Raw genomic sequence first — 4,516 nt, 5'->3', positions numbered from 1 at the left:
GTACGAGGCCAAGGCGTCCATTGTTCGCGAGGCAATACGAAGTTATCTCGCCCATCCCCTCCACATCCTTCAGCCAACTGCGTAAGTCCTAACCGGATTCAAAAAGATAGTCATCCAAACCAAAGGCCTCCAGAGGCTATCTTTTTGAATCCTAGAGCACACCCCTCCCTTGAGTACCGGCGCTAGCCGGGGGCCGATGGCCCTTCACTGACGGTCGGCGAAGAAAGCGTATCCCTTCCAAGGGGCGGTATCGCCCTCCGGTACGCGGATAACTTCGGTCGGGTCAGTTCGTCCCCGAATGGGGACGAACTGACCGAATCGGGTATTACACGCCGGTAGGGGTGAGGTCCTCCCCTCCAGAAAGGCCTGCTGTACCGGGGCTGAATCGGAATGTGCCCTATCTGCTACCTGATTGCTACCTCGGGCTGGCTAGGTTTAGGAAAAACGGAGGTGATTGAGATGGTGGGTACAGGTACTCAAAAGGTGAACAGCGTTCGCGAGTTTTTGGGGCTTCTTGCCGACGATGATAATTTTAGGGACTCGTTGCAGCAGAATCCCGGGTTGGCTCTGAAGTACCTGGGTGTGCTGGGAAATAGCACTCCGGTGATCCCTGATACCAAGTATATAAGTCTTCCGCCGAAGGAGGAGGTGCGTCGAGTACTCGAGCAGTTTGACTTCGCCTTGGAGCATACCGGCGATGGTATGGAACTGCAAGGCTGGGGAGCTTGGGCTGCTTGGGTTTTTGCTTTCTTGAGTGCAAAGACCTACGGAACTCAAGAGCCCTTGAATTGAGTCTCATCTAATGGTGAGGCGATGGACGTAAAGCGATCCAAATATGTTGCCTTTTTTTCTTACTGATGGCACCATGCCAGATTTCAGCGAGTTACTTCAGGGCAGGATCGCACTGAGAAACCAATCCATGGTGCTTGCTGCTTCGGCTATTGCCGAGGCAGAATCTTTGCTTTGCTTAGATGAGTTCACTGAGCTTCAGAACATTCCTTCTCGCTCCTGGGTTGAGGCGTCTAGCCTGAAAAAGCCCGAGCGCGTAATGGCGTGGAGTAAGTCCGGACTTTTGATCACTAATCTCAGCGAAGACTGGGCCAGCGCGTATCGCCAAAAAGAAGAGCGTCTAGATTCCGAACTTTGGCATTGTAGGAGCGCTGTTTATCACTTTCTTTCTAAGTGGAAAGGAGTCTCTCTTTTCCCACCGATGCCTGGAGGTTCTGACTACCTTTACCGAGAGGGAGGCTGCAGAAAGGGCGGTTCACTACGCAGCAGGCCAGCCCTACGTGTTGCACGCAGGCGCGCTGATCATTATGGCGTCCCGGTTTTACCGCAACCACTGGAAGTATAGGCGCAACGAGCGAACCTACATGGTTATGGCTATGGACATAGGCCATCTTGGCCAGACGCTGTATCTGCTTTCGACAAAGCTTGATCTGGGTTATTTCTTCACAGCAGCAGTCAATGCTGCAGATATCGAATCCGATCTATACCTGGATGGTGCACAGCAGGGGGTGATGGCGATGTTTGCTGTCGGTGTCAAGCACCCCCAGGCAACTCTGGAGTTCAGCCCGTTTGTTTCTCGGAGGTTCTGAAGTGGGCATCATCGAGGTCTCCGACTTGCGCAAACAGTACGGCTCCATCCCAGCGCTGAAAGGTATCAGCTTTACGGTGGAGGTGGCTGAGCGGGCGGTGGTACTGGGGCCGAACGGATCGGGCAAAACCACTACTCTAGATATTTTGGGTGGTTTTCTGCGGCCCACTGCGGGCCGGGCCAGGGTTCTGGGGGCCTATGTCCCGCACCTGCCGCTCAACGTGCGGAGGCAGATGGGATTTGTCTTACAGGACAAAGCAGGGCTTTACCCAGAGCTGACCGTCCGGGAGAGCCTCGAGCTCTTCGGCAGCTATTACCCCAACCCCCTTCCAACCTCGGAGCTTTTGGAAAAGCTGGGCCTCGCGGATCGGCGGGATCGCTGGGTGCGCAACCTGAGCGGGGGCGAGCGCAGGCGGCTCGAGCTCGCCGTAGCCATATTAGGCAGACCCCGCCTGATCTTCCTGGACGAACCCACCGCCAATCTTGACCCGGAAGCCCGGCTGCTTATCTGGGATCTTATCGAAGAGCTAACGGGGAGCGGGGTGACCTTCATTCTGACCACCCACAACCTGGAGGAGGCTGGACGGCTGGGTCGGCGGGTGCTGCTGCTGCGAGAAGGAGAGCTTATCTTCGACGGCCCCCTCCAGACAATGATCGCCCAGGCCGGCCTTCCTTACCGAATCAGCTTCCGGCGGGCTGACGCCGCGCTGCCTCCTGCTTTGGCCGTGCGGGCGAGGGTCGAGGGGGATCGAATCACCCTTCCGAGCTTGCAGCCGGACGAAGACCTCTTAGACTTGCGCAAGAGCGGGGTGGGGCTCGAGGACCTGAGCATACAAAGTCCCACCCTCGAGGAAGCGTACCTGGCCCTGTTGAAAGGAGCTTCACATGAACATCACCACCCCGCCGCCAGCACCCCTTCGCTTGCTGGCCAATGAAACCGGATGGCAGATTCGCCTTTACCTCAGGGACCGGGCCGCCACCTTTTTCACCTTCGCTTTCCCGCTGCTGGTACTGCTTTTCTGGAGCCGGCAGTCCTGGCAGGATGTTCTTTCGGCAACGGCCTTTGTAGCTGCGCTTGCGCTGGCTATGGCGGCGTACGCGGGTCTGGCCATGGGCATTGCCTCGGCCCGGGAGGTCGGCTTACTCAAGCGGCTAAGGAGCACACCCCTACCTATGGTCGTACACATCGCGGCTAGGGTAGCGGCTTGTGCGCTGCTGGGGACGTTTGCACTAATACTTACCCTGGGGCTGGGAGCCTTTTGGCTGGGCCTGTCCCTTAGCCTGTCCAATTTCGCCGGGTTGCTGCCTGGCCTGGTGCTGGGCTTTGCGGCACTTGGGAGTTGGGGACTGTTGGTGGGCAGTCTGGTTCGCACCGCGAATGCAGCCTCGTATCTGGTCAATGCTACCCTCTTTCCCTTGTTTCTGCTCTCAGTGGCAGCCCAGCGCGGGATGCTTCCGGAGTGGGCGGCGGCCCTTACCCCGCTGCTACCGCTACAAAACCTGGCCCTCCTGATCCAGACTGCCATCAAAGGCGATGGGATGCTGCTGCACCCGTTGTTGACGCTTCTTTGCTGGGCAGCGCTGGGGGCCGTTGTGGCGGCCCGACGGCTGTCCCGGCCATTGTGAGCGGCGGCTTGTGGTTGTCCCTTCTATGCCCTCGTTCGTCGGGGTGCCCTGACTCACCCATTGGGCTTTTGCCTTTCGTAAGATGCTTCCATGGATCTGGAAGCTGCCTGGAGCGCAGGCCAGCACCAGGAGGGGTTGGCGTGGTGCTTAGAGCGGCTTTGCCAGATCCCCGTTTCCGATCCGCTGCTTTCGCGCTATGCCCTCGAGTTTGCCCTCGAGCTCGGGCAGGAAAACGCGCTCTTTTTACAGTTCCCCGACCTAACCCACAGTCAGCACCCAGAAGTACAGGCGCTTTTGAGCCGGATCGCCTGGCAGCGCGGCCAGCTTTCCCAGGCCCTAGAATTGGCCCAGCAAGCCTATCAGCAAAGCCCGTGCTTCCTAACCGCTTACACCCTGGCTACAGCGGCCGTTTTGCGCAGCCCGCACGAGGCTGGGTGTTGGCTGCGCGAGGCCTTACGGCAGGCCGAAGCCGCGGGCCAACCGCAGCGGGCGGTTCAGGCGGCAGCGGCCCTGGCCCTGCTCGAGGTGACCCTGGGTGCTTATGCCCAGGCTGAGGTCTGGGCGGCTTGGGGCCTGCGGGTTGCCGAATCCATTGGGCTAAAGCATCCATCCCTGCGCAACACTTTGAACATGGCGTGGGGCTACGCCCAGATTTTAGGGGGACGGCTGGGGGTGCTTCCGCCGCTGGAAATAAAGCATCCAGACGCCCTGCTGGCGCAGGGGGACTTTTTGCTGGCCCTGGGGCAGGCCGAGGCGGCCCTCAAGGCTTACGCAACTGTGGACGATCAACTGCCTCCCATCCGGGCCCGGCGACTGCCTATCCTGGTCCGCAAGGTGCGGGCGCTCTTAGAGCTGGGCCGCCTGGAAGAGGCCCAGCGCCTGGGCCTCGAGGCGAAGGTGCTGGGGGAGGAAACCCTGGACACGTTTCGTGACTGGGGTGAGCTAGCCTACCTACTGCCGTTTTCTCTGCTGAACCCTTCGGAGGCCGTGGAGCCCCTAGCAGAGCTTCTGGGGCGTTTCCTGCGGCGACCTAGCGCGCCCCGTGCGGCCATGACGGCACTGCACCTGGCCAGGGCCTATCTCAGCCTGGGCCTAGAAGCCAAAGCCCGCGCTACCCTGGCTGAGGCGTCGTGGGCTCTCGAAGGTTTGAGCGCAGAGGGGCGGGCCTTTCTGGCTGGTCAGGCGGCTTTTTTTCAAGAGTAGGAGTTACGCAGTTGCAGTTGACTGGACATTCTTCTGTGTGCTAGGAGGAGAGTGCTTAGCCAAGCTTCTCCAAAGGGGGTGATGCCCATG

Annotated in this window: 5 protein-coding genes; all 5 read left to right on the top strand. The window is 59.5% G+C overall.

Features of this window, described 5'->3' with window-relative positions:
• Positions 1-459 precede the first annotated feature (459 nt).
• Positions 460-792 (top strand): NHLP-related RiPP peptide, encoded by a 333-nt coding sequence (locus G552_RS0113470; protein ID WP_245575210.1) that lies wholly within the window; start codon positions 460-462, stop codon positions 790-792.
• Between the two features lie 341 nt (positions 793-1,133).
• On the top strand, positions 1,134-1,598 hold the full coding sequence (locus G552_RS15650) for a nitroreductase family protein (protein ID WP_084640454.1): 465 nt from the start codon (positions 1,134-1,136) through the stop codon (positions 1,596-1,598).
• Between the two features lies 1 nt (position 1,599).
• Positions 1,600-2,532 carry an ABC transporter ATP-binding protein gene (locus G552_RS15645; protein ID WP_051195833.1) on the top strand — a complete coding sequence of 311 codons (933 nt, stop codon included), beginning with the start codon at positions 1,600-1,602 and terminating at the stop codon, positions 2,530-2,532.
• Positions 2,483-3,223 carry an ABC transporter permease gene (locus tag G552_RS15900; RefSeq protein ID WP_027883474.1) on the top strand — a complete coding sequence of 247 codons (741 nt, stop codon included), beginning with the start codon at positions 2,483-2,485 and terminating at the stop codon, positions 3,221-3,223. The genes G552_RS15645 and G552_RS15900 overlap by 50 nt, the downstream gene beginning before the upstream one ends.
• Before the next feature lie 90 nt (positions 3,224-3,313).
• Positions 3,314-4,426: a tetratricopeptide repeat protein gene (locus G552_RS0113450; protein ID WP_027883473.1), complete on the top strand. Its 1,113-nt coding sequence runs from the start codon at positions 3,314-3,316 to the stop codon at positions 4,424-4,426.
• Positions 4,427-4,516: the final 90 nt, after the last annotated feature.

This window comes from Meiothermus rufus DSM 22234 (genome assembly GCF_000423425.1).
Lineage (GTDB): Bacteria > Deinococcota > Deinococci > Deinococcales > Thermaceae > Meiothermus > Meiothermus rufus.
The sequence above is the reverse complement of the archived record's forward strand: the minus strand, read 5'-3'. Positions and strand labels throughout refer to the sequence as shown.